The sequence below is a fragment of the Salinivibrio sp. MA440 genome (assembly GCF_001996265.1).
Lineage (GTDB): Bacteria > Pseudomonadota > Gammaproteobacteria > Enterobacterales > Vibrionaceae > Salinivibrio > Salinivibrio costicola.
Map to the genome: position 1 here is coordinate 1 of NZ_MUFI01000042.1, position 21,323 is coordinate 21,323.

At 51.2% G+C, this 21,323-nt stretch carries 19 protein-coding genes; 8 read left to right on the forward strand and 11 right to left on the reverse strand.

Annotated features, from left to right (window positions below; genetic code table 11):
- Window positions 1–481 precede the first annotated feature (481 nt).
- The 3 genes from BZG80_RS12420 to BZG80_RS12430 all read left to right on the forward strand — a co-directional run bounded on the left by BZG80_RS12420 (window position 482) and on the right by BZG80_RS12430 (window position 4,308).
- Window positions 482–2,161, forward strand: coding sequence for an aspartate:alanine antiporter (locus tag BZG80_RS12420; RefSeq protein WP_021024413.1), 1,680 nt, complete (start codon window positions 482–484; stop codon window positions 2,159–2,161).
- A gap of 101 nt (window positions 2,162–2,262) precedes the next feature.
- Window positions 2,263–2,937, forward strand: coding sequence for a response regulator (locus BZG80_RS12425; RefSeq protein ID WP_021024412.1), 675 nt, complete (start codon window positions 2,263–2,265; stop codon window positions 2,935–2,937).
- Between the two features lie 3 nt (window positions 2,938–2,940).
- A complete protein-coding gene (locus BZG80_RS12430) occupies window positions 2,941–4,308 on the forward strand; it encodes an ATP-binding protein (RefSeq protein WP_077679487.1) in 1,368 nt (455 codons plus the stop codon).
- A gap of 94 nt (window positions 4,309–4,402) precedes the next feature.
- Here the strand turns inward: BZG80_RS12430 and pgsA are convergent, their stop codons facing one another.
- From pgsA to BZG80_RS12450, 4 genes are all read right to left on the reverse strand, one after another.
- A complete protein-coding gene (gene pgsA, locus BZG80_RS12435) occupies window positions 4,403–4,963 on the reverse strand; it encodes a CDP-diacylglycerol--glycerol-3-phosphate 3-phosphatidyltransferase (protein ID WP_077461317.1) in 561 nt (186 codons plus the stop codon).
- Window positions 4,964–5,012: 49 nt separating this feature from the next.
- Window positions 5,013–6,845 carry an excinuclease ABC subunit UvrC gene (uvrC, locus tag BZG80_RS12440; RefSeq protein ID WP_077461316.1) on the reverse strand — a complete coding sequence of 611 codons (1,833 nt, stop codon included), beginning with the start codon at window positions 6,843–6,845 and terminating at the stop codon, window positions 5,013–5,015.
- A gap of 29 nt (window positions 6,846–6,874) precedes the next feature.
- Window positions 6,875–7,519: a UvrY/SirA/GacA family response regulator transcription factor gene (gene uvrY, locus BZG80_RS12445; RefSeq protein WP_077461315.1), complete on the reverse strand. Its 645-nt coding sequence runs from the start codon at window positions 7,517–7,519 to the stop codon at window positions 6,875–6,877.
- A 300-nt stretch (window positions 7,520–7,819) separates the two neighbouring features.
- A complete protein-coding gene (locus BZG80_RS12450; protein ID WP_077679488.1) occupies window positions 7,820–9,268 on the reverse strand; it encodes an NAD-dependent succinate-semialdehyde dehydrogenase in 1,449 nt (482 codons plus the stop codon).
- Between the two features lie 224 nt (window positions 9,269–9,492).
- Between BZG80_RS12450 and BZG80_RS12455 the strand changes: the two genes are divergently transcribed.
- Both BZG80_RS12455 and trxC read left to right on the forward strand, forming a co-directional pair.
- Entirely contained in the window at window positions 9,493–10,629 is a 1,137-nt protein-coding gene (locus tag BZG80_RS12455; protein ID WP_077679489.1) for a M14 family metallopeptidase, read from the forward strand.
- A 148-nt stretch (window positions 10,630–10,777) separates the two neighbouring features.
- The gene (trxC, locus tag BZG80_RS12460) at window positions 10,778–11,209 is read left to right on the forward strand and encodes a thioredoxin TrxC (RefSeq protein ID WP_021024404.1); all 432 of its coding nucleotides are present in this window, start codon (window positions 10,778–10,780) and stop codon (window positions 11,207–11,209) included.
- Window positions 11,210–11,300: 91 nt separating this feature from the next.
- Here the strand turns inward: trxC and BZG80_RS12465 are convergent, their stop codons facing one another.
- Entirely contained in the window at window positions 11,301–11,750 is a 450-nt protein-coding gene (locus tag BZG80_RS12465; RefSeq protein WP_077461312.1) for an Lrp/AsnC family transcriptional regulator, read from the reverse strand.
- Between the two features lie 144 nt (window positions 11,751–11,894).
- On the opposite strand from BZG80_RS12465, the gene BZG80_RS12470 reads away from it, so the two are divergent.
- Window positions 11,895–12,821 carry a DMT family transporter gene (locus BZG80_RS12470; RefSeq protein WP_077679490.1) on the forward strand — a complete coding sequence of 309 codons (927 nt, stop codon included), beginning with the start codon at window positions 11,895–11,897 and terminating at the stop codon, window positions 12,819–12,821.
- Between the two features lie 66 nt (window positions 12,822–12,887).
- Here BZG80_RS12470 and htpX read toward each other — a convergent pair whose 3' ends face one another.
- Window positions 12,888–13,766 (reverse strand): protease HtpX, encoded by an 879-nt coding sequence (gene htpX / locus BZG80_RS12475; protein ID WP_025673171.1) that lies wholly within the window; start codon window positions 13,764–13,766, stop codon window positions 12,888–12,890.
- 511 nt (window positions 13,767–14,277) lie between these two features.
- Here htpX and BZG80_RS15985 point away from each other — a divergent pair.
- Window positions 14,278–14,451, forward strand: a complete 174-nt coding sequence (locus tag BZG80_RS15985; protein ID WP_021024399.1) for a hypothetical protein — start codon at window positions 14,278–14,280, stop codon at window positions 14,449–14,451.
- An 80-nt stretch (window positions 14,452–14,531) separates the two neighbouring features.
- Here BZG80_RS15985 and bioD read toward each other — a convergent pair whose 3' ends face one another.
- Genes bioD through bioB form a run of 4 tightly spaced genes read right to left on the reverse strand, consistent with a single transcriptional unit; the run spans window position 14,532 to window position 18,277 of the window.
- On the reverse strand, window positions 14,532–15,206 hold the full coding sequence (gene bioD / locus BZG80_RS12480; protein WP_077679491.1) for a dethiobiotin synthase: 675 nt from the start codon (window positions 15,204–15,206) through the stop codon (window positions 14,532–14,534).
- On the reverse strand, window positions 15,199–15,993 hold the full coding sequence (gene bioC / locus BZG80_RS12485; protein WP_077679492.1) for a malonyl-ACP O-methyltransferase BioC: 795 nt from the start codon (window positions 15,991–15,993) through the stop codon (window positions 15,199–15,201). The genes bioD and bioC overlap by 8 nt, the downstream gene beginning before the upstream one ends.
- On the reverse strand, window positions 15,990–17,219 hold the full coding sequence (locus tag BZG80_RS12490) for an aminotransferase class I/II-fold pyridoxal phosphate-dependent enzyme (RefSeq protein ID WP_077679493.1): 1,230 nt from the start codon (window positions 17,217–17,219) through the stop codon (window positions 15,990–15,992). The genes bioC and BZG80_RS12490 overlap by 4 nt, the downstream gene beginning before the upstream one ends.
- A gap of 5 nt (window positions 17,220–17,224) precedes the next feature.
- Window positions 17,225–18,277 (reverse strand): biotin synthase BioB, encoded by a 1,053-nt coding sequence (bioB, locus tag BZG80_RS12495; RefSeq protein WP_077679494.1) that lies wholly within the window; start codon window positions 18,275–18,277, stop codon window positions 17,225–17,227.
- Window positions 18,278–18,385: 108 nt separating this feature from the next.
- Here bioB and bioA point away from each other — a divergent pair, with 108 nt between their 5' ends.
- The gene (gene bioA, locus BZG80_RS12500) at window positions 18,386–19,660 is read left to right on the forward strand and encodes an adenosylmethionine--8-amino-7-oxononanoate transaminase (RefSeq protein ID WP_198532951.1); all 1,275 of its coding nucleotides are present in this window, start codon (window positions 18,386–18,388) and stop codon (window positions 19,658–19,660) included.
- A gap of 403 nt (window positions 19,661–20,063) precedes the next feature.
- On the opposite strand, the gene BZG80_RS12505 is transcribed toward bioA, so the two are convergent.
- Complete coding sequence (locus tag BZG80_RS12505; RefSeq protein ID WP_077461304.1) at window positions 20,064–21,269, reverse strand: multidrug effflux MFS transporter; 1,206 nt, start codon at window positions 21,267–21,269, stop codon at window positions 20,064–20,066.
- Between the last annotated feature and the right edge of the window lie 54 nt (window positions 21,270–21,323).

Consider the following 21,323-nt stretch of genomic DNA (forward strand, 5'->3'; position numbering starts at 1 on the left):
TATAATGCATTGATTATATTGTATTTATAGTTTCTTGTACTGAGAAAGCGTGAATGCATGATGACAAAACGTGCATGCCATTGCGGTGCTCGAGGCGATAAGCTGGTTATCTATCCAGTATTTCTCCACGCTACCGCCCGCCGGTTTGCGGCATCCAACAGGCCTTAAAAATGTCGATTGTGGCAGTAGCCTATCAAATACCTTGTTAGCTTTTCATGTCCTAATGTCCAAAATGTTAGCGAGCGCTTATTCTGTGGGTCTGGTAAGGGGACGTTGGCTTGAGTCTAGGGGCTTGTATAGGGGCGCCTTAAAAATCAGTCGATGGGGCTTTTTGTTGTTTACGTTGAAAAAATCAGCCAAGCGGTCTTTTTTTACCCAACTTTTCTGTGTATTTCACTAAATTTGTCCAACAAAATGTGATTAAGGTTGGTATAATTTTCACCACATTAACCCTCTGCACGCGCTGTCGGACATTTGTGCTGTGAATATAGACGTCAATAACCTCCTGCTTCAAAACGATATTTTACTCCTTTTTGTGGTGCTCGCGCTCGGCCTGGCCGTCGGAAAGATCAAAATTGGTAGTGTGCAACTCGGTGGATCCATCGGCGTGTTGTTCACCGCAATCATTTTTGGTAATGCCGGGTTTACCTTTTCGCCCGACGCACTCAGCATCGGCTTTATGTTGTTTATCTACTGTGTCGGTATCGAGGCAGGGCCGAACTTTTTTGGCGTGTTTTTCCGTGACGGAAAATCTTACCTATTGCTCGCGCTCACCGTGTTGTTAAGCGCCATTGGGTTGACGTTGTTTTTTCAAGATCAGTTGGGGCTGGATACCAGCATTGCCACTGGCATGATGGCAGGCGCACTCACCGCTACTCCGGTGCTCGTGGGCGCGAAAGATGCGCTTAACTCTGGCTTAACCGGCACCGATGGCGAGCAGCTGGGGATGATGATCGATAACCTCAGTGTCGGCTATGCCATGGCCTACCTTACCGGTTTGGTGAGTTTGATTGTGCTTGCCAAGTTAATGCCTAAGCTGCAACGCCATAACCTGGAGCACTCTGCTCAGCAAATTGCGATTGAGCGCGGGTTAGGCAGTGAGTCACAGCGTAAAGTGTATCTGCCTATTATTCGCGCCTATCGGGTTGGCCCAGAGCTGATTGATTGGATTGATGGCCGTAATCTGCGTGAGCTGGGTATTTATCGCCAAACCGGCTGTTATATCGAGCGGATTCGCCGTAACGGCATTTTGGCTAACCCCGATGGCGATGCCATTTTGCAGCAAGGGGACGAGATTGCCTTAGTAGGCTACCCAGACAGCCATGCGCGCCTTGACCCCAGTTTTAGAAACGGTAAAGAAGTGTTTGATCGTGACTTGCTTGATTTGCGCATCGTCGAAGAAGAAATCGTGGTGAAAAACGACAGTGTGGCGCAAAAGAAGCTGTCCGATCTTAGCTTGTCGGAATATGGCTGCTTTTTAAACCGCGTGGTACGCGCGCAAGTCGAGATGCCGATGGACCAAGGCATTATTCTGAATAAAGGCGATGTGTTGCAAATCAGTGGCGAGAAAAGCCGCGTAAAAGGGCTGGCGGATCGGATTGGTTTTATCTCGATTCATAGCCAGATGTCGGATTTGCTCGCGTTTTGTTGCTTCTTTATTCTGGGGCTTGGGTTGGGGATGATCACCCTCACTTTTGGCCAAGTGACCTTTGGGCTGGGTAATGCCGCCGGCTTGCTGCTGGCAGGGATCAGCCTTGGCTTTTTACGCGCCAACCACCCTACCTTCGGCTATGTGCCACAAGGGGCGCTGAATATGGTCAAAGATTTAGGCCTGATGACCTTTATGGCCGGGATTGGTTTAAGTGCCGGTAGCCGGCTATTTGACTACATCGCGGATATGGGCTTTTCGGTGATTTTGGCCAGCATTGTGATTAGCGTGATCCCCGTGATTATTGCTTATCTGGTGGGGGCCTATGTGCTTAAAATGAACCGCGCCTTATTGTTTGGTGCGATTATTGGCGCACGCACCTGTGCCCCGGCGATGGATATGATCAATGAGCACGCGCGCAGTACCATTCCAGCACTGGGCTACGCGGGCACCTATGCGATTGCCAACGTGATCCTGACACTCGCCGGCACCTTAATGATTATTTTGGTGTAAGCCGTCGAAGAGAACGACGTCACGTCAGGCACAATTCAGCCAACAAAACTTATAATCAATGCGTCCAACCATGGGCGCTTTTTTGTTTTAAAGAGGCTTTTATGCAGGTATTGATTATTGAAGATGATTCGATTTTAAGTCATCACCTAAACACTGAGCTCACCGAGCTTGGGCACCATGTTCGCTGTGCCAAGACGGCGAGCGAGGGGCTGTATTTTGCCGATCAATACCCCAACGATATTGCCGTTGTTGATTTGGGCCTACCCGATCAAGATGGGATTAGCTTGATTCGGGACATTCGTGCCAAAGGCTTGCGCCTGCCTATTTTGGTGTTGACCGCACGGGCGAACTGGCAAGACAAAGTCACGGGTCTAGATGCTGGCGCTGATGATTACTTGGTTAAGCCGTTTCAAAAGCCGGAGCTGGTTGCCCGCCTCAATGCCTTGGTGCGCCGAAGTGCTGGCTTTGTCAAACCCACGATTACCGCCGGTGACATTGAGCTCGATTTGTTAGCCAAAGCGGTGACGGTGAACGGCCAGCCACTTGAGTTAACCGCGTTTGAGTATGATTTGTTTGAGTATTTGATGCGTCATAGCCGTGAGGTGATTTCCAAGCAGCGCTTGCTCGATGTGCTTTATCACGATCAAGATGGCGATCCGAACACCATTGAAGTGATGATCAGTCGCCTGCGCAAAAAGCTGCTCCAAAGCGGCCATAGCAACCCGATCTCGACCGTGCGAGGTCAAGGGTATCTTTTTGAAATTCAAGCTGAGTGAATCATGAAACTAGGCCAATTTACCTTGTGTCGTTGTCGACCAAGATTGCGCACTCGAGTGCTTGCGACGTCTATCGGTATAATACTGGTTTTTTCTATCGCCCTAGCCGCTTTAATTAATAAGCTCTATCAACAAAGCTCGATGGCCGCTTATTCTCGCGATCTGGCCTCACAAGTTCCCATGGTCATGGCGCAACTGAGTAAAGATGGATTGATTCGCGCCGATGAGCTCACGGCGTGGATCCAATCGCTGGATCCCTCTAGCAGCGACTATATGTCCGTTCTTTGTACGCGAGATAAACATACGCTTTGGACCTCCCGCGATGTTCGCGCCTTTGATATCGACGATATTTGCGCGCTGTTGCCTGATCTGACCAAAAAACCGCAGTACCTGTCTATTGCGGGCTTTAACGTGGTTGCTCAACGGCTGTCTTCCGATAAGCAACCTGGCGACAGTGATAACCGGCTGTTTGTGCTGCGTAACGTGGATACGCAAAAACAACAGTTAGCTGATTTAGAGACAGAGACCTGGTTTTATATCAGTTTGCTGTTTCTTTCGGCCTCTGCCATGGTAATCGCCGCCTGCCATTGGAGTTTTTCTCCGCTGCGCCGATTGGCACGAGAGCTGATTGCGATTACCGAATCACGGCAAAAAACCTTGGACGATGATTATCCTGATGAGCTGCAAGATGTTACCCAAGCGCTTAACCGGATGATCACCCAACGCGAGAAGCAAAAAACGCGCTATCGTCACGCGATGGATGATTTGGCTCACAGTTTAAAAACGCGCTTGTCGGCCACCAACGCCTTGTTAGACGACAATCGCTTATCGCGTGAAGCACTGAACAAACGGATCCTAGAGCAAGTCAGCCAAATGGATGACATGGTGCAGTATCAACTAAAACGTGCGTTGGTGGGGCAATGTGGGTTAAAACGCGAAGATAGCCCACTGTCTGCGCCTATCGATAGCTTGGCCGGGATGTTAGATAAAGCGTATCGCGATAAACCGGTTAAAGTGATCCGCGCATTTGATCAACACGCCTCTTTGCCGATACACCACAGTGATTTGATGGAGTTACTCGGTAACTTGTTAGAAAATGCCTATCGATTCTGCCTTGAGCAAGTGAAAGTGCGCGTAGAGGATCAAGGCGAGGTGTTTCAGCTTATCATTGAAGATGACGGCCCTGGGGTGCCGGAGTGCTATCGAGAGAGCATATTTCAACGCGGCGTGCGCGCCGATCAACTGAACCCGGGCACCGGAATTGGCTTGGCCGTGTGCGATGAAATTATCGCTAGTTACGATGGTAATATCCACGTCACGGACTCGGTATTACAAGGCGCGGCATTTGTGTTGACTATTCCTAAGCGCTAAACGACAAAACGCAGCCTTAACGGGGCTGCGTTTTTTGTTGCGCGCTGTCGCGCGTTTTTGTCGCTGGTGCGTTGGCGATATGGGTCGTTAGGGCTTAGTCGCCATCAGGATCGGCCAGCAAATCGTCTTTGGCTGCCATCATATATTGATACATCGACCAGTACGTTAGGCCTGCTGCGACATACAAAGCAATATACCCTAACCACTCAATCCAAGGGGCGCCATGCCACAACAGCATGGTCAGTGCGAACATTTGCGAGCCGGTTTTAAATTTACCTACCCAAGACACCGCAACACTGGCACGTTTGCCAATTTCGGCCATCCACTCTCGCAATGCAGAAATAATCACTTCGCGCGCAATCATGGTGGCAGCGGGAATCGTGACCCAAATAGACGCATAGTGCTCGACAATCAACACCATGGCAATCGCCACCATCACTTTATCGGCAACGGGATCGAGAAATGCGCCAAATCGAGTCGATTGTTTTAAACGGCGTGCTAAATAGCCATCTAACCAATCCGTCGCCCCCGCAATAATAAAAATCAGTGCCGCCACAAACGGCGCCCACGCGTAGGGAAGATAATAAGCAACAACAAAGACCGGGATCAGCGCAATGCGCAAAAAGGTCAGAATGGTAGGTATATTTAGACGCATGCTCAGCTTTTTATTTTAGGAGTAACTAGGTTATGGTGCCCCATTGCCGCTAACCTTGCAATGAGGAATGAATTTTCTCTGCCAATGTTGCACTGATGCCTGGCACTTTGGCGATTTCTTCGACACTGGCGTTTTTCAGCTCTTGGAGCCCGCCGAGGTATTTGAGTAGTGCTTGGCGGCGTTTCGGGCCAATCCCGTCGATTTGTGTGAGTACACTCTGTTTGCGTGCTTTGCCTCGCGCGGCGCGGTGTCCGGCAATCGCATGGTCGTGGCTTTCGTCACGAATATGTTGAATCAGGTGCAAGGCTGGCGAGTCGGACGGCAGCGAAAATTCTTCGCCTGAGATCTTAATTAAGGTTTCTAGCCCAGGTCGACGGCTGGTGCCTTTTGCCACGCCTAATATCAGCGGGTTAATCGGCCAGTCGGCGATTAGGGGCTCAAGCACTTCCCAGGCGCGATTAAGCTGCCCTTTGCCGCCGTCAATCACGATAATGTCGGGGATTTTTTCCGGTTCAACTTGCTTACTATACCGACGCGTCAGCACTTGCGCCATCGCCGCATAATCATCACCGCCGGTGATCCCTTCAATATTATAACGGCGGTACTCTTTTTTCAGGGGGCCATCTTGATTGAACACCACACAAGAGGCGACCGTTTTTTCTCCCATGGTGTGGCTAATATCAAAACACTCCATCCGTTTAACCGGCTCCAAGCCCAAGGTTTGTTGTAGCGCCTGATAACGGTGTTGGATGGTCATCCGATGATTGATTTTACTGGTCAAGGCGGTGCGCGCATTGGTGTTGGCCAACTTTAAGAATCGCGCTCTAGCGCCCCTTGGTCGACTTTGTAGCTGGACGTTACGCCCGGCGATTTCACTCAGGGTCGTCGATAGCCAGCCAAGATCATCGCCAATATCGTCTGAAATCAGAATATGGCTTGGAATGGTGCGCCCTTCTGCTTGCGCCAAATAAAACTGGCTGACAAAGCTTGAAACCACTTCACCTGGCTCGGTCTCGGCAGGCATCTTGGGGAAATGGCTGCGGCTGCCCAGCACTTTGCCTTGGCGCAAAAAGAGCACATGGATACAGGCGACACCATTTTCGACTGCAAAGCCAATCACATCCAGATCATCGTCACTGTCTTGCGAGACAAATTGCTGCTCTTGCACGCGCCGCAACGCTTGAATTTGATCGCGGTACTCGGCGGCCTTTTCAAACTGCAGCTGTTGGCTGGCAGTTTCCATCTTGGCGACCAAGCTATCGATCACTTCGCGATCTTTGCCTTGTAAAAACATGCGGGCAAAATTAACTTGCTCGGCATACTCTTCATCACTGATCAGCCCAGACACACACGGCCCGGCACAGCGGCCAATTTGATACATTAAACACGGACGGCTGCGGTTGGCATACACCGAGTCTTCACACTGGCGAACAGGAAAGATTTTCTGCAATAAGTGCAGGCTTTTACGCACCGCGTTGGCATCGGGAAACGGGCCAAAATATTCGCCCTTTTTCTTTTTCGCGCCACGATGGATCGCCAGCCGTGGGTGCTCATGGCCACTGAGGTAAATGTACGGGTAGGTTTTATCATCACGCAGCAAGACGTTGTATTTTGGACGATGCTGCTTGATCAGGTTGTGCTCAAGAATTAACGCTTCGGTTTCAGTGTGGGTGACGGTGACTTCCACATCAGCAATGTGACGGACGAGTGCTTTGGTTTTCTCACTCGACACCTGAAGCCGGAAGTAACTGGCTAATCGCTTGCTGAGATCTTTCGCTTTACCCACATAAATGATCTCACCGGTGGCGTTCATCATTCGATAAACGCCTGGCTGGTGAGGCACGGTTTTAAGAAAACTCTTGGCATCAAAGGTGTTTGGCACTGCGCGATCTCGTACTGCTTAACTTCGCTTTAAAGGCTTTCGGTATCTAACATGCCGTGACGAATAGCAAGGTGGGTTAGCTCCACATCACCATTGATATCTAGCTTGCTAAATAAGCGATAGCGATAACTGTTCACCGTCTTTGGACTGAGGTTTAACTGCTCTGAAATATCGGTCACTTTTTGCCCTTTGGTGATCATTAACATGATCTGCAGTTCGCGCTCTGACAGCTCTTTGAAAGGATTATCAGAAGAGGTAGAAAACTGACTCAGCGCCATTTGCTGGGCAATATCAGGTGAAATGTAGCGTTGGCCACTGTTCACCATGCGGATCGCATTCACTACTTCATCAGCCCCTGCGCCCTTGGTGAGATACCCTGCCGCACCGGCTTGCATCACCTTGGTTGGGAACGGATTTTCAGTGTGAATTGTGAGCACAATAATTTTGGCGTCTGGCGAGTAGCGAAGCAACTTACGTGTGGCCTCTAACCCGCCGATACCTGGCATATTCATGTCCATCAGGACAATATCGGCGTGATTTTGCCGGCACCACTTGAGTGCGGCTTCACCGCTGTCGGCTTCCCCTACCACTTTTATGCCACGAACGTCTTCTAAAAGACGCCGAATCCCTGTGCGAACCAGCTCGTGATCATCTACAAGAAAAACATTGATCAAACTTGTATCTCCACTTGGTTTGGTTCGCCAACATGCTGCGTGAACGCAACGGTTGGACTTGTCTTACGCATCTCTTAAGTTTTACCACGGATGAAAAGGCAACAACAGAGCAGATGTGCCGAATCACAAATATTCATACATTAAGCTGATAAAAAACAATCCAAGTGACGAGATCGTCGCCAATACGGCGACAATCTCACCAGTCTCGCGGCTATAACCCAGGTAGCGTGTTGATGATGTGTCAGTAATTTTCCACACCAGATGTACACGCTTTCCGTGTGTCGTTATGCCAGCACATGGTTACAGCGCCAAACATAGGTACTTCATTTCGAGGTATTCATCCAAGCCCCATTGCGATCCTTCGCGTCCTAACCCAGATTGTTTGACCCCTCCGAACGGTGCTACCGCCGTTGAGATCAAACCGGTATTAATCCCCACCATGCCATATTCCAACGCCTCGGCAACGCGGTGTACACGGCTGATGTCACGGGCATAAAAATACGACGCTAAGCCAAATTCGGTATCGTTGGCCATGGCGATGGCTTCCGCTTCATCGTCGAAAGCGAACAGCGGTGCGACAGGACCAAAGGTCTCTTCTTTCGCAATCCGCATCGCCGAGGTCGCGTGTTTAATCACCGCCGGTTGGATGAAGTTGTCGCCTAAATCGGGGCAGTCACCCCCCAATAAAATCTCACCACCGTGTTGCTGGGCATCGTCCAGGTGTGCTTTTACTTTGTCGATGGCACCACGATTAATCAACGGACCAATGTCAACGTTGCTGTCAGTACCCTGCCCAACGCGTAATTGGCTCACTGCCTGGGTGAATTTTTCAGCAAATGCGTCATAAATACGCGATTGTACGTAAATGCGATTCACGCACACGCATGTTTGTCCCGCGTTGCGGAATTTAGCGGCAATCGCCCCTTCTACGGCAGTATCAATATCGGCGTCATCAAAGACGATGAATGGGGCGTTACCGCCAAGCTCCAACGACAGCTTTTTAATGCTTGGCGCACATTTTTCCATTAGCTGCGCGCCAATGTCGGTCGAGCCGGTAAAGGAGAGTTTACGCACACGTTCATCGGCACATAAGGTATCTGCAATCGGACCCGCCGTCCCGGTGATAATGCTTAGCACGCCAGCAGGTACGCCGGCACGCTGCGCTAATTCACCCAACGCCAACGCTGATAAAGGGGTGTCGCTGGCCGGTTTGACCACCATGGTACAACCGGCAGCAAGCGCGGCCGCTGCTTTACGGGTGATCATGGCGGCGGGGAAATTCCAAGGCGTGATGGCTGCTGTCACACCTATGGGCTGCTTGATCACGGAGATGCGTTTATCGGCCTGCTCGGCAGGAATAGTTGCGCCATTCACACGTTTGGCTTCTTCAGCAAACCATTGCAAAAACGACGCGGCGTATTGGATCTCACCGGCAGATTCTTTCAGCGGTTTGCCCTGCTCGGCGGTCATGATCGCGGCTAAGTCCTCGGTATGCTCGAGCATGAGCTCATACCAGCGATAGAGGATCTCAGCTCGAGCTTTGGCGGTAAGTGCTCGCCACTCGGGCAAGGCGGCGTCGGCAGCATCAATCGCGCGACGTGTTTCCTCCGCCCCCATATTGGGCACCGTTGCCAAGCACTCACCGTTAGCAGGGTTCGTGACTGAACGTGTGGTTTGATGATTGGCATCAACCCATTGGCCATTGATTAAGGCTTGAGATTTGAGTAGTGCCTGATCGTGAAGCTGCATAATGGCTCCTTTTTTGTGTCAAAAGGCTGGAGAGTTCGCTTGAATCTTGATAGCACCTTGCCAGCTCACCTTTGGCACGGCAAGATAATCACTGAGATTAATCAGCATAAGCCTGTAAACGCCCAATGTCTGCTCAAATAGGCAACAGACGAAGCGAAAATAATAATAAGGCTTATCCTTCCGGCGCAAACACAGCTGGCCCTTCAACAGAAAAAGGATGCTCTATGCGTATTTTTAGTCAGTTCGATAGCGGGAATATTCGCGTTCTGAATGATAGCGACATCAATAATATCCAGCTTGCCATTCATCATGACAATCAATCTGAATTTTATCAGTGGTTCCATTTTCGCTTAGAAGCGGACGTGGATCAGGCTCATACACTCCACATTCAACAGCTCGCTGGGTCGGCCTATCCTGAAGGCTGGAAAGATTACCAAGCCGTTGCCTCATATGACCGCGATACCTGGTTCCGCGTGCCAACCGAGTTTGATGGCGACACCTTAACGATTAAGGTCACGCCGCAACATGGTTCGATGTACTTTGCCTACTTCGCGCCTTATAGCTATGAACGCCATTTGGATCTCATTCACCAGGCGCAGACCTATCCACAGTGCCAGCTCGAAACGCTAGGACAAACCTTGGATGGTCGTGATATAAGTTTGTTGAAAATCCGCGCGGATTTAAGCGAGTCTGCTCAACCAAAAACGCCCATTTGGCTAATTGCGCGCCAGCATCCCGGCGAAAGCATGGCCGAGTGGTTTATGGAAGGTTTACTCGACCGATTGCTTGACGACACCGATACCACTGCACAGGCATTACTAGAAAAAGCTGATTTTTATGTGGTGCCGAACATGAATCCCGACGGCAGTGTGCGCGGCCACCTACGCACTAATGCGGTGGGCGCAAACTTGAACCGCGAGTGGCAGTCGCCCACCCTTGAACGCAGCCCCGAGGTGTATCATGTTCGTGCCCATATGGAGCAAACTGGGGTAAAAATGTGTTTGGATATCCACGGTGACGAGGCCATCCCATATAACTTTGTCGCCGGCTGTGAAGGCATCCCCTCTTATGATGCGCGCATGGCGGACTTGGAAGACAGATTTAAGCGTACGCTGCTTACCGTGACGCCGGAGTTTCAAGACGAGCACGGCTATGAAAAAGATGCACCAGGCAAAGCGAACTTAACCGTTGGCTCAAATTGGATTGGTGAGCGCTTTAAGTGTTTGTCGTACACGGTCGAAATGCCGTTTAAAGATCATAACAATCACCCCGATCCTGACTTTGGCTGGTCACCCGCGCGCAGCCAAGCATTTGGCCGAGACATGCTCAGCGCAATCCTTGGCGTGGTTGATGGCCTTTAACAAGGCTAGCTAGCAAGCGGTAAGGCAAAAGAAAACGAGCCGGTGACACTGTCATCGGCTTTTTCTATTTAAGTGATTGATTATTTCAACTTGGGCTATCACACAAAGGCGCTTACATTAGGGGTAAATCATTCAACGAGGACGCACAATGACAACTCTTACCTCGCGCTGCCCCCACTGCCAAGCAACCAACCGTATTCCTGAAGCGCGCATTAATGACGCACCTAACTGTGGTAAGTGTCAATCGGCACTGCTCGATGGCAAGCCTATCGAAGGCACTACAGATAACTTTGCCGCTTTATTAAATAGCGACAAGCCGGTTGTCGTCGATTTCTGGGCTACCTGGTGCGGCCCCTGTCAAAGCTTTGCACCCGCTTTTGAAGCAGTGGCAGAGCAGGAATCAGGTCGTGCCCGTTTTGTGAAAATTGATACCGAGGCCCAACAAGCCCTCGCGGCGCAATATCGCATTCGTAGCATTCCGACCCTGATGGTGTTTAAAAATGGCGAACGGGTTGATGTCTTAAATGGTGCTTTGCCACAAAATGCGTTCAGCGACTGGGTCAACCAGCACCTTAGCTAATCACGCACTATCGGTTTATCGCCGTTTTTCCATCGTGTGATTCTGGCGCAGCGCTAGACTTTAAGCGCTGCGCTATGCCTTGAGCGCTGCGCTATACCTTGAGTGCTGCGCCTTGTTTTACCGCGCGGATCGCCACATTGGTATTGATGTCTTTCACCATGGCGAGCGTTTGCAGCTGACGCATAAAGGCTTCGTAGTGCGGCAGATCGCGACTGACTACTTCCAGTAAATAATCATACGTGCCCGATATCACATGGCCGTTAATCACTTCATCCATTTCCACTAGCGCATGCTCAAAGGTAACAATTGCCTCTTCTCGGTGGTTACTCAGGCTGACATTGACAAAAAATGTCATGTTTAGCCCAATCCGCTGGCGGTTGAGTGTGACCTGGTATGAGGCAATGATCCCATCAGCCTCAAGCTTTTTAATCCGTCTTGCGCACGGCGAAAACGAGAGCCCAACCGCATCGGCTATCTCGGCAACAGTACGGCGCGCATCATCCTGCAATAACGCAAGAATCGCTTTGTCTTTATTGTCCAAACCGCCTCCTTGATGGTTTTTATTAATTTATAGCCATAAAAAGATGATAATCGCTAATCCTGGCTTAAATCATCCTTTATTTTGCCACCAATCTCTTCTTTGACGCTGTCACACTTAAATAACGAATCGACAAGGAAGTGATTAATGATGCCTGCACCTTCACAACGTTTATTGGGCATGCTTGCCATGGGCTTGACCGTGACCATCTGGGCAAGCTTATTTATTTCATTGCGTCAGGCCAGCCTATCGGTATTGACCAGTGGCGATATTGCCTTATTGCGCTTCTTACCCGCCGCGTTGTTATTTGGTTGGTTGAGTCGTCATCGAGTACGCCATATTGTCACTACCCCCAAACGTTATCTGTTTGCGATTGCATTTGGCGCAGGATTACCGTTTTATCTGCTGGCTGCCACGGGGATGCAGTTTGCGCCTGTGGCTGACGGAGCCTCATTAATACCTGGGATCTTACCGCTGTTTGTTTCCACCATTGCTTGGACTGTTTATGGCGAATCGCTCTCCATGGGACGACGATTAGGCATTAGTCTGATTGTGCTCGGTATTGGCGCATTTTTATGGCACTCCTTGTTCTTTTCACCTTGGCCTGTCACCCAAGGCCATCTGATTTTGCTCGCAGCCAGTATCAGTTGGGCCTGGTTCACCATTGGCGTACGCGTGACAGGATTAAGTGCTGCGGAAGCCGGTGCGGTATTAGCGATATCGGCTGTATTATTGCTGCCGGTGGGCGCATTGAGTGGGCTTATTTCGTTTAACCTACTCCAAGCGCCATTCGATGAACTTGGTTATCACATTCTTGCTCAAGGCTTGGGCGTGGGGATTATTGCCAACTACAGCTACGCCTTTGCCATTCGCCGGTTAGGAGCTGAAATGAGTGCCGCGATGGGGGCATTTACGCCTGTGGTGGCCGCGTTAATGGCCATACCGGTTTTCGGTGAAACGGTTAGCATACTCACGCTGGCGGCGATGGCGTTGATCGTGCTTGGCGCTGTGTTAGCCAGTGATGTGATCAAATGGCGTCGTGCACAAACCAAAAGCGACCCGCAGGCCGCTTAAACTTGGTACTTATCATTTGCCAGCATGATTTGATGCTGGCTGTGGTCGAGCATGAAAAAGCGCCCGTTATAAGTGATCACCACGACGCAAGGCATCAATGCGTTTTTCTAGCGGCGGGTGCGTCATAAACAACTCGCTCAGTGTTTTCTTGCCGTTGATACCGAACGCCATCATCGATCCTTCTAGCTTTGGCTCTTGGCTCACTTTTAAGCGCTCAAGTGCTGCAATCATTTTCTGTTTGCCCACCAGCTGCGCAGATCCGGCATCGGCACGGAATTCACGATGACGGCTAAACCACATGGTGAGGATGCTGGCCAGAATACCAAAGACGATTTCCAACACGGAAGAGATCAGGAAATACATCATCCAGTTGCCGCCGCCTTCGCCTTCTTCGTCACTATTCATGCCACTGACTGCCCCTGCGATCACACGTGAAATAAAGATCACGAAGGTGTTCACGACGCCTTGCATTAAGGTCATGGTGATCATGTCACCATTAGCAATGTGACTGATTTCATGCGCCAGTACCGCTTCGGCTTCATCGCGGGTCATGTTTTGCATTAACCCGGTCGAGACCGCCACGACAGAATCGTTACGCTTAGCACCGGTGGCAAAGGCGTTGATGTCGGGTGAGTTATAAATCGCGACCGTTGGCATGCCAATCCCAGCACGTTGTGCTTGTTGGCTCACGGTGTTCATTAGCCAGTGCTCGGTTTCGTTACGTGGATGCTCAATCACTTGCGCGCCGACAGAACGAAGCGCCATCGATTTAGACATCAGTAGCGAAATGATCGAACCACCAAAACCGAAGACGGCCGCCAGCACTAGCAGTCCGGACAAGCTCCCCGGCTGCATGCCAGTCACGGCATAAATAATATTTAGCACAATGCTAAATACAATCAGTACCGCAAAGTTGGTAGCAAGAAATAATCCTATGCGTTTCATTATGTCTCTCCGTCGCTTAAACCCAGTGTTCAGCGCTTGCTTGTTGTATTGGTAAAAATTGTATTGGTGGACGTTGTATTAGTAAAAATTGTATTGGTGAAAGCTGTATTGATGAAAATAGTATGGGCATTCAAGATAAAAACAATCCTTTGATGCATTTTGTTACCAATAAAGTGATGTCGTCATCAAGCTCCGACCAGTTAGTGTGGCACGTTATTCCCATCTAATCTAAACAAAATGTGACTTCTCGCCAAGCTATATATTTGTCTTATTTTTCATTTATTTAAAAATAAACAATACAGAAAAAGCCAATAAAAAAGACAAAAAGCCACGACTATAGACTTTGGTCGAGTTGTCTTCGCGCTCGAGTCAGGCTAATTTATACCCAGCTGTTTAAAACTACGATACTCACGAGGCTGTTTCGCAACGCGCAGACACCCTCATCAGACAGTATAAATCACAAACTGTTGCATACTTCATCCTTGCAACGCGTTATCAATGGAGTGAGACCATGGCAGAGCAAGAAAATTACCGCGTCGCGATCGACATCTTAACCTGTCATCTCGGCATGAGCTTTGATGAAGCCTGTTCAGAGCTTGGATTAGCGTCAGATGACGCGTCGGCGGCACGTCAAATGGCAGAGATACAGCAAAGCTTAATGGGCGTGCGAGGCGACCAAAAGTAACTGTCTATCTACATCAGCGACTGAATAGACAAAGCCAGCATAGCGCTGGCTTTTTTGATCGCTACATTTCCATAAATTGTTTACAACCGCGAAACATCTAAGTGACTCGCGCATTGTGTTGGCGAAGCATCGGCAGCAAACGGCAAGTGCCCGAGACAAGGCGCATCTAAATGGGCGTTTAAATAGCGCACCATCTCGTCACTGTGCTGGGCCTTAGGATCAACCGTGTTTGCGACCCATCCGGCTAATTCAAGCCCGCGGGCACGAATGGCCTCTGCAGTGAGCAAAGCATGGTTTAAACAGCCAAGTTTAATCCCCACCACCATGATCACTGGCAGCTGATGGGTAACTACCCAATCGGCCAGCGTTTCCGTCTCACTCAGTGGCACTTGCCAGCCGCCGGCACCTTCTACCAATATCGGGCGAGCCTGCTGTTTTAAATGTGCTAACCCATCGCTTAGTATCTGGGTATCAATGGGCGTATTGGCTAACGCGGCCGCCCAATGCGGCGAACATGGCATTTCTAACAACACTGGGTTGATCGCGGCATACGGCAATGCGATCGCACTGGCGCGCTGCAAAGTGACAGCGTCACTATTTAGTTGGTGATCAGGCGCTAAATCAGCACCAGCGGCGACAGGCTTGTAGCCCACCGCTTGATAGCCCTTTGCGATAAAAGCGTGCAACAGCGCCGCCGTGGTATAGGTTTTTCCCACTTCGGTATCGGTGCCGGTAATAAAGTAACTGTCATGCATGATGGTGAATCACTATGTAGCCAATTTGATAGGTCGCCGGTAAGGTGTTGGCGGCGAGCGCAAAACGCTGATACGCCTTCTCCACCGCGCTAAACTGCGTTCTTGTCGCCAGCCCTTGCTGCCCCGCCCCTTGCGGGCGATAGGTGGCACCAATGCCTTTTAAGCTTTTCATCACCGCATGGGCATTGGCAAAGGTCAGCTGTTCGCTTTCTTGCAACACGGTTGCGTGCATCAGCCCGGCGCGTTGGGTCGCCTGCTGTAACCCTGATAAAGAGATAAAGCGGTTCACTCGTGACGTGCCGCATGCTTGTTGCCACGCGCTGTCGAGTTCACACAAGGATCCGGTGAGCAGTGTCGAAACAAGAATTTTCCCGCCGGGTTTGACGACCCGACGCAGCTCCGCCAATGGCACGTGCAAATCGTCACACCATTGCAATGCTAGCGAGCTAAATGCCAGATCGACACTGTTATCGGCCAGCGGCAAATGCTCCGCATCAGCTTGTATGCCTAGCATGACATCGCCGCAGCGCGCTTTTGCCGTCGCAAGCATAGGAGCGCTGAGATCCAGTCCAATCACTGTTTTAGCGTGAGTCATCCACTGCTGGGTGAAATAGCCGGTGCCACAGCCGACATCTAAGACGGTACCATGTCGGACAGCCTTTTGCTCTGACTCAGCCAATGCCATCAACCGCTGGCCGACACGGCGCTGCAGCGTCGCGCTGTCATCATAATGGGGCGCGGCTCGGCCAAACGCGCGAGCAATCGCTTGTTTATCGACGACGGTCATGCTGTCACCCCACACGCTTTGTCGCTCGCTAATACCGGCTTAAGCGCCTCAATCAATGCGATGATATCTGTTTTTTGATGCTGCGCAGACAGGCTGATCCGCAGACGTGCGGTGTTAGCAGGCACAGTCGGTGGCCGAATCGCTCCTACTCGGATATGGGCCTTCATCAGAGCGTGATTCACCTGCTGTAATGCTGCCAAATCGCCGATAATCAGCGGCTTGACCGGGCTAGGCGTTGCAAGCAGTTGCGGGAAGGGCTGCTTATCTAAAGAATGAGTACTGAAGGAATGCGGTTCGAAAGCAGAGTCGGTTTCTAACCAGTCCTGGAGGCCTTGCGCTAGCTGTTCGGCATGGGCGCTGAGTATTTCTCGCCGCCAGTGCTCTTTTCGTGCCAGCCTAATCGCATCTTCAATGAGTGCCGCTTGCGCGGGTGGCATAGCCGTCGAGTACACATAATGGCGAGCGAACTGGCGTAAATAGTCAATGATGGTGGGAGAAGCCAGCACTGCCGCCCCTGCGACGCCCAGGGCTTTTCCAAACGTCACGATTAAAATATCCGGCCGCGCGCCACGACTGATACTGCCCTCGCCTTCTTGCCCTAACACGCCAATCCCATGCGCATCATCCAGCGCCCAGAGCGCGCCCGATTGATTGGCAATCGCGGCAAGACTCTCGGTTGGCGACACATCACCATCCATGCTAAATACCCCTTCCGAGACAATCAGCGATGCGGAAGTCTGGGTTTGCTTTGCGAGCAGTTGGCGAAGGTGTGCCATGTCGTTATGACGAAAACGACGCTGTGTGGCAGGGCTCAATACGCCGGCCTCAATCAAGGAGGCATGGTTGAGTTTGTCTTGAAACAAGACATCGTCTTTAGCTAACAGCGTAAACAGCAACGCCTGATTGGCGGCAAAACCACTGTTAAACAATATCGCTTGCGGGTAACCCAGCCAGTCACACAGCTGATCACAAAGGGATTGATGCGCGGCGGTAAAACCAGACACCACCGGCGACGCCGTCGCGCCCAAGCCCCAACGTTCAAGATGCTGCTGCGCCTTTTTCACCAGCCGCGGCTCCTGCGCGAGGCCTAAGTAATCATTACCGGCAAAGTTGCGCCATGACTCGGCGACGGCATTGTCACCACTTTGCCGCCATAAGCCTTGTTGCTGGCGTGCAGCCAGTTCGTCCTGATAACGATGGGTCAGCGCTGATCTTGTATCAGTCATCGTGCTTAGACACTGGCATCGTAGAACAGATCGCCCTCTTGCGGGCGCGATGCCACTCGCTCGGCCACTTGCTCAAGTAAGTCGTGCTCAGTGACTTGATCGGGCTTTTGGCTGACCGCTTCGCGATTAATACCCAGCTTTTTAAATAGCTGCATATCCGCGTCTTCGTCAGGGTTTGGTGTGGTCAACAGCTTGCAGCCATAGAATATCGAGTTGGCGCCAGCCATAAAGCACAAGGTTTGCATTTGCTCGTTCATGTCTTCGCGTCCGGCAGACAGCCGTACCGCCGATTTGGGCATCATGATCCGCGCCACCGCGATAATGCGAACAAAATCGAACGGGTCGACGTCATCGACGTTCTCAAGCGGCGTGCCTTTCACCTTGACCAGCATGTTGATCGGCACGCTTTCTGGGTGAGCAGGCATATTGGCCAACTCCATCAGCAAGCCGGCGCGATCGCGGGTACTTTCGCCCAGGCCAATAATGCCGCCGGAACATACCTTCATTCCCGCGTCTCGCACGTGAGATAAGGTATCAAGGCGTTCTTGATAGGTCCGCGTGGTAATAATGTTGCCGTAAAACTCAGGCGACGTATCTAAATTATGGTTGTAGTAATCTAAGCCCGCTTCAGAGAGGGTTTGGGCCTGCTCGCTATCCAACATGCCCAGTGTCATACAGGTTTCTAATCCTAGGCTTTTCACTCCTTGGATCATATCGAGCAGGTATGGCATATCGCGTTGCTTGGGGTTTTTCCAGGCCGCCCCCATGCAAAAACGCGTCGCACCCGAGGCTTTGGCTTTGTGTGCCGCTTCTAGCACCTGTTCGACTTCCATCAGGCGTTCTTTTTCAACATCGGTGCGATACCGCGCACTTTGCGGACAATACTTGCAGTCTTCTGGACACGCGCCGGTTTTGATCGATAACAGCGTGCTGACTTGCACTTGATTGGCAGGATGATATTCACGATGCACTTGCTGCGCGTCAAACAGCAAATCCATAAAGGGTTTATCGAACAATGCTTGCACGTCCTGTGCGGTCCAGTTGTGTCTTATTTCCACGCGGTTTTCCCCGTTGTTGTCGTTTTAATGCTTGGCTAGTCTACCCACAGACGTTAACCTGTCAACACAACAAGATCACACTGGTTTACATCTGATTTATTTATGAGCATTAACACCCATTTTGACCGTGAGCATATCTGGCATCCCTACACCTCAACGCTCGACCCTTTGCCTTGCTTGCCCGTCTCACACGCAAGCGGCGCCGAGCTACACCTTGAGGATGGCACTGTTCTGATTGATGGCATGTCATCATGGTGGGCAGCCATTCACGGCTACAACCACCCTGCTTTAAACGCTGCGGCGCATCAGCAAATTGATAAAATGTCGCATGTGATGTTTGGCGGTCTTACCCACCAGCCCGCGGTCTCGCTTTGTGAGCGCTTAGTCGCACATTCACCTGCCCCGCTCACGCAAGTCTTTTTGGCCGATTCTGGCTCTGTGTCAGTAGAAGTGGCACTTAAAATGGCGATGCAATATTGGCAGGGGCGCGGTGAGTCGCGCGCACAGTTTTTGACCTTGCGTCATGGCTATCATGGCGACACGTTCGCCGCCATGTCGGTGACGGATCCTGATAATTCGATGCACAAACTCTACAAAGGGTTTCTGCCTCAGCATCATTTTGTGCCCTCCCCACAAAGCCGCTTTGACGGTGAGTGGGACCCTAACGACATGCAGCCTATGCGCGACGCACTCGCCACCCATCACGGTCAACTGGCCGCGGTGATCTTAGAGCCCATCGTGCAAGGCGCAGGTGGTATGCGCTTTTATCATCCCGAATACCTGCGTCAAGTGCGCGCCTTGTGCGACGAATTTGATGTGCTGCTGATTGTGGATGAAATTGCCACCGGATTTGGCCGAACAGGGAAACTATTTGCCTGCGACCATGCGGGGATCAGCCCAGATATACTCTGCGTCGGTAAAGCACTGACCGGCGGCTACATGACCTTGGCCGCCACGCTCACCACCCGCCATGTGGCCGATACTGTCTGTGGCGGTGATGCAGGCTGTTTTATGCACGGTCCTACCTTTATGGGTAATCCACTCGCCTGTGCCGTGGCCTGCGCCAGCATTGATACCTTGCTAGAAAGTGACTGGCCGCAAACGGTCGCGCATATCGAGCAGCAGCTGAAAACTGGCTTGGCGCCTGCTCGCGCATTGGAATGTGTGGCGGACGTGCGTGTGCTTGGCGCAATTGGCGTGATAGAGCTGACCGACCCGGTAAATCTGGCTGATATCCAGCCCTTAATGACCGCCCAAGGCATTTGGGTTCGCCCGTTCGGTAAACTGGTGTATGTGATGCCACCCTATTGCATCCGCGACGACCAACTTCACCAACTCACCCAAGGGATGATCACCGCAATTACGCAGTTTTTTGGAGAGTAGATAGGGCGTCAGTCACGATCGGTGCCAAATTTAACCCCGATGTCGGAGGCGCGCCACTTACATCGAGTCACGAGGGTCACATCGCACTGGCGCTTTTCCGACCTACGCGTACTTTAACGCCGATGGTGCCATTGGCGTCGGTGACACAAGCTCTTGGCATAGTGCTGGGTATGTGCAAGTTGCCAACGGGTGCTAGTCACGTTCGATGCCAAATTTAACCCCGATGTCCGATGGCGCCGTGCAACGGGCGCGCGGCACACATCGTGATAATGATTGGCATCGTGCTGGCGCTTATGCCGACCTACGCGATATTCAGGATTTTTGAATACAGAGCGCTTCGCTTGCGGAGTACAGAAGAGAGCAGATCGCGCTTGCATCGGCTCTTTCTGTATTCTGTATTCCGTCAGATGGTGCCATTGGCGACGTTGACTTTCGGTGCTGCGAAGCCACGGAAGATATTATGAACGGAGAGCAGCGCAAAGACGCCAACCACCACACCAAGGTGCCAGGCTTCGCTAACCCCCAAGCTCAATAGCGCCATACTCATCAACGCAGAAATGATCATCTGCCCACCACCGGAGAGCGCAGCGACGGTGCCGGCTTGGTTAGAGTAAGGCTGCATCACCTGCGACTGGGAGCACGGCAGCGCAATCCCGTTGCCAAACACCATAAAAAACTGCCCTATCATCAGCAGCAAGGGATCCATGGGGGTAAACCATAGCCATATCGCTGAGATGAGCTGCATCACCGGTGCCATTAGCAGCATACGCTTAGTACCCAAACGCGGCCGAATGCGCGACACCAGCGTGCTGCCCAGCAGTAACCCGCAAGTAGGAATGAGCGCCCACAAGGCATATTGATCCGATGTCATACCGATGCGCTCTTGCATCAAAAATGGCATCAGTGACACCGTGGTGATCACCAAGGTGAAGTTCAACCAGCTGATACTGGCGAAATAAAGAAAGTAGGGCGTTTTTAACAGTGCGCCATAACGACCAAGGATCACTTTTATCTTAGGTAATGGCGATCGCGTATGCATACTCTCTTTAAATAAGAAAAAGAGCACGCACCACACCAAGCTGGTATAAACCATCAATAAAATAAAGATCGCCAACCAGCCTAAGTTATGGTTAACAAAGCCACCAATCACAGGAGCCACAATGGGCGTAAATGAGGCGACCATGATCAGGTATGACATGGCTTGAGGAAGCTGATCCCCCGAATACGAGTCACGGGTAAAGGCTCGCGAGAGGACGGCACAACACCCCGTGCCCATCCCCTGAATACAACGGCCAATCACCAACCCGGTAAAACTGGCGCTAAAGCTCACCATCACGGTTAACCCAACCAGTGAAAGCAAGACACCGGCTAATAGCACGCGACGGCGTCCGAGTGCATCCGAAATGGGGCCATAGATAAATTGTGACGGGCCAAACCCGAGCAGGTAAGCGGAAATAAGCAGTTGGACATCGTCCATGCTGAGATTGAAGTCACGAGCGATCCAAGGTAATGATGGAAAAACCAATCCCATGCTGAATTGCCCGATACTGACCGTTAAGCATGCCAGCAATACGGGCGACCAATTAAATGGACGAGTAGCCGATTGCATCTCAATTCCTATGCGTTCTGTGTGTTAGGCGAGCGAGGAAACTGTGACTCTAGC

Coding starts and splice junctions, on each gene's coding strand:
- BZG80_RS12425 (WP_021024412.1), top strand. CDS start 2,263: ATGCAGGTATTGATTATTGAAGATGATTCGATTTTAAGTCATCACCTA.
- BZG80_RS12430 (WP_077679487.1), top strand. CDS start 2,941: ATGAAACTAGGCCAATTTACCTTGTGTCGTTGTCGACCAAGATTGCGC.
- pgsA (WP_077461317.1), bottom strand. CDS start 4,963: ATGCGTCTAAATATACCTACCATTCTGACCTTTTTGCGCATTGCGCTG.
- BZG80_RS12450 (WP_077679488.1), bottom strand. CDS start 9,268: ATGCAGCTTCACGATCAGGCACTACTCAAATCTCAAGCCTTAATCAAT.
- BZG80_RS12455 (WP_077679489.1), top strand. CDS start 9,493: ATGCGTATTTTTAGTCAGTTCGATAGCGGGAATATTCGCGTTCTGAAT.
- trxC (WP_021024404.1), top strand. CDS start 10,778: ATGACAACTCTTACCTCGCGCTGCCCCCACTGCCAAGCAACCAACCGT.
- BZG80_RS12470 (WP_077679490.1), top strand. CDS start 11,895: ATGATGCCTGCACCTTCACAACGTTTATTGGGCATGCTTGCCATGGGC.
- htpX (WP_025673171.1), bottom strand. CDS start 13,766: ATGAAACGCATAGGATTATTTCTTGCTACCAACTTTGCGGTACTGATT.
- BZG80_RS15985 (WP_021024399.1), top strand. CDS start 14,278: ATGGCAGAGCAAGAAAATTACCGCGTCGCGATCGACATCTTAACCTGT.
- bioD (WP_077679491.1), bottom strand. CDS start 15,206: ATGCATGACAGTTACTTTATTACCGGCACCGATACCGAAGTGGGAAAA.
- bioC (WP_077679492.1), bottom strand. CDS start 15,993: ATGACCGTCGTCGATAAACAAGCGATTGCTCGCGCGTTTGGCCGAGCC.
- BZG80_RS12490 (WP_077679493.1), bottom strand. CDS start 17,219: ATGACTGATACAAGATCAGCGCTGACCCATCGTTATCAGGACGAACTG.
- BZG80_RS12505 (WP_077461304.1), bottom strand. CDS start 21,269: ATGCAATCGGCTACTCGTCCATTTAATTGGTCGCCCGTATTGCTGGCA.